This is a genomic window from Mesorhizobium sp. M7A.F.Ca.CA.002.05.1.1, from assembly GCF_003998335.1.
GTDB lineage: Bacteria > Pseudomonadota > Alphaproteobacteria > Rhizobiales > Rhizobiaceae > Mesorhizobium.
Window position 1 is genome coordinate 964 of sequence record NZ_RZQI01000576.1, and the last position, 2992, is coordinate 3955.

Here is a 2992-nt window from a genome sequence, read left to right on the forward strand (position 1 = left end):
GCCGGCGACCTTGGCTTCCAGCGCCTGCTGGTTGGCCAGCGCCCGTTCGTAGTCCGTCTCGGTGGCGGTGGCGATGCGGCCGAGCTCGCGCGCGATCAGCTGGCGCGTGTCGCGCAGCTGCTGCTGGGCTGCGATCAGCGAAGGATGACGCGGCCCCAGCTCCGTGCCGAGCTGCGAGACCTGGTCGACCAGCGTCGCCTCCTGTGCCCGCAGGCTCGAGATCACCGCCGAACGCATCGCCTCCGAGGTTGCGTCCGCCGTGCCGCTCTGCCGGCGCATCTGGTCGACCTGCGCCTTCAGCGCCGCGGTGCGGCTCTGCGCCGCCGCAAGCTGCGTGTTGATCTCGGTCAGTTCCTGGTCGCTGACCAGGTTCCCTGCCGCCATCACCATGTTGTTGGCGGACTTATAGGCCTCGACGGCATTCTCGGCCTGCTGGACGCGTTTGCGCTGCTCGTCCAGCCGGGCGGTGATCGACTCGGAGGCGTCCCTGGCCATTTTCGCGCGCGCGCTCGCCTGATCGACCAGGTAGGCCTGCGCGATGGCGTTGGCCAGGAGGGCGGCCTTGTCGGCGCTCTTGGCGGTGACGATGACGTCGAGGACCAGGACCTTGTCGGCCCGCTTCACCGCCAGGCGCCGGCGCAGCGCGTCGAGTGTCTGCACCGACCTGTCGCCTTCGGCCGATGCCGAACCGAGCAGGCGCGACAGCAAGCCCTGCCCGTTGAATTCCGGATCCTGCGTCAGGTTTGTCGCCGCGATCGCCCGCATCAGCACGCCTGTCGACTGGACCACGCTGACCTGGCTCTCGACCTGCGTGATGCCGCCATCGGGTGAGATACGGCTGGGATTGACGTCGTTGGTGACCACCTGCAGGTCCTGCGGATCGATGAGGATTTCCGCCGCCGAGCTGTAGAGCGCGGGCGTGAAAAGACCGTAGAGAAGGGCGACCAGCGTCAGCAGTGCGACAGTGCCGAAGATCCAGAACCGGCGGCGCACCAGGATGCGCTTCAGGTCGCCCAGTTCGACAGTCGAAGCTGCGTATGATCCCGCGCGTGCCGCATCCGGAGAGTGTTGCTGAGGAACCATGGGCAGGGATGATTGCATGGCTGCCTCCGACAATACTCCATATGCCGGCAAGGTCAGTTGCGGCGCTAACCTAGCTATTCCTCCAACTGTTAAAACATTGTTAATTATGTTGAGAGGTGACGTGAATTTTGGCACGCGGTTTGCTTAAAAATATACATATCGGGGTGTTGGTTACGCGGCGAGCGGAGACGGATGCAGATGGGGTTACAATTTGACCGGACCGGCCTGGCCGGCAAGGCCGGGCACCGCGTTTTCGGGCCTCCACCATGCAGATAAGTCTACGCCTGGACGGCGACTGCGTCCGCGCCTTTCATCTCACGCTGCTGGAGCGCCTTGCCGCGCTCGGCGACGAACTGTCCGTCGATGTCAGGCCGGCGGGCGGCGGCATTCCGCGCAGCGCCGCAGCCCTGTTTCAACTCGAAACGGCGATCCACGGACTGCCCCATGATGGACTGGCCCATGATGGACTGGCCAAGCGTGTGCCGCTTTCGGCGCTCGCGCCCTATCGGCAGTCCCCCGCTTCGCCCGACCTGGTCATCGACCTCTGCGGCGATGTCAGGCTGGAAAGCACACGCGTCTGGCACGTCACCTATGACGGCGCCAGCGGCGAAGCGGCCTTGCTGGCCTCGATCCTCGCCGGCCGCACGCCACTTGCCCGCATCGAGGAGAACGGCGTTGCGATCGCGGCCGGGCGTCTGGGCACAGAATATGGCGGCATCGCGCTGGCGTCCTTCCAGGATATGCTGGCGCGCACAGCAAGCCTGATCGTCGCTGCCATGTCAGGCGCGGCAAAGTCGGTGCCCGATCTGCCAGAGCCGGCGCAGGCAGGCAGCCCGCCGCCAATGCCCTCGGCCGGCAAGCTTGGGGTCAGAGCCGGCAAGGCGCTGGCGCGGCGGATCGTCCAGAAGATCTATCACCTTTGCTACAACGCGCCGCATTGGAAGGTCGGCTGGCGGCAAACCGGGGGCTCCGATCTGTTCGACCTGCGTGCCCATCCGGCGTCGGGTTGGCAAGAGCTGCCGGACGATGGCAGCCGCTTCTACGCCGATCCGTTTCCCATCCTCTACCAGGGCCAGCTGACCCTGTTCGTCGAGGACTATATCCACCGGCTCGGCAAAGCCATCATCTCCGCCGTGCCCTTCGGCCCGGCAGGCCCGCTCGGACGACCTGAACCGGTGCTGGATCTGCCCTACCATCTCTCCTACCCCTTCGTCTTCGAGCGCGACGGCGAGGTCTGGATGGTGCCGGAAAGCTGCGCCAACGGCACCGTCGATCTCTACCGGGCCACCGCCTTCCCCGGTGGATGGGTCAAGGAGGCGACGCTTCTGTCCGGTGTCGTGGCCAGCGACGCCACGCTTGTCGAGCATGGCGGCGCCTGGTGGCTGTTCGCCACCGTCCGCGACGGTGGCGGCGCCTTCTCCGACGCGCTGCACCTATGGTCGGCGCCGAATTTTCGCGGCCCCTGGACGCCGCATCCCAAAAATCCCGTGCTGATCGACATTGCCTCGGCGCGGCCGGCCGGCCGCATGGTCAGGCGCGGCAACGACCTGCTGCGCCCGGTGCAGGACTGCCGCAGGAGCTATGGCGCGGCGCTTGGCATCGCACGCATTTCTCACCTTGATTTGATCGGCATGGAGCAGGTCGTTGAAACCATCTTAAATCCAGGTGCGCTATGGAGCGGGCGTAAACTTCACACGCTCAACGAGGCTGGCGGCTTTGAGTTCATCGATGGCTCGGCGATCGCACCGCGCTGGAAGCAGCGGACCCGCGATTAACCTAAACATTGGTTACTACCAGGCACGCGCTCCGGTTGCTTGCGGTTGATTTAGCTCCGGAAGATATTTTCTACCGGAGATTGTGAAACGTGCAGTTGCCACCAGAAAGGGCAGCAAAATGAGTATCTCAGAGG

The 2992-nt window shown here is 65.1% G+C and carries 2 protein-coding genes; one reads left to right on the top strand and one right to left on the bottom strand.

Features of this window, described 5'->3' with window-relative positions:
- Positions 1–1101: GumC family protein (locus EN939_RS39280; RefSeq protein ID WP_245473156.1), on the bottom strand; the 1101-nt coding region annotated here is incomplete at its 3' end.
- A gap of 248 nt (positions 1102–1349) precedes the next feature.
- On the opposite strand from EN939_RS39280, the gene EN939_RS24300 reads away from it, so the two are divergent.
- Positions 1350–2858, top strand: coding sequence for a glucosamine inositolphosphorylceramide transferase family protein (locus tag EN939_RS24300; RefSeq protein WP_127270228.1), 1509 nt, complete (start codon positions 1350–1352; stop codon positions 2856–2858).
- Positions 2859–2992: the final 134 nt, after the last annotated feature.

Excerpts from the sequence above, each read along its gene's own strand:
- EN939_RS24300 (WP_127270228.1), top strand. The coding sequence starts at position 1,350 with ATGCAGATAAGTCTACGCCTGGACGGCGACTGCGTCCGCGCCTTTCAT.